Consider the following 208-nt stretch of genomic DNA (forward strand, 5'->3'; position numbering starts at 1 on the left):
TGACCCCTGCCGTCAAATCCGTACACATAAACTTGGGAGATTTTAGTTACGCAGCCTGACGATAATAATCAAACCACACCTGTCTTGGCGATTTATAGCCTAAACCCTTTTGAATCCTCGTCTGATTGTAGTACAGCTCGATATAACTGATAATATCATTGATGGCTGTGAACCTTGTTTTATAGTCTTGATGATATACCAGCTCATT

The 208-nt window shown here is 39.9% G+C and carries 1 protein-coding gene; it reads right to left on the reverse strand.

Features of this window, described 5'->3' with window-relative positions; all coding sequences use genetic code 11:
• Window positions 1-46: 46 nt before the first annotated feature.
• Window positions 47-208 (reverse strand): IS3 family transposase (locus ACT3SX_RS15805; RefSeq protein ID WP_444761901.1); only part of this gene is annotated, 162 nt, incomplete at its 5' end.

Origin of the sequence: Psychrobacter sp. AOP31-B2-9, from assembly GCF_052378005.1 — a bacterium.
Classification (GTDB): Bacteria; Pseudomonadota; Gammaproteobacteria; order Pseudomonadales; family Moraxellaceae; genus Psychrobacter.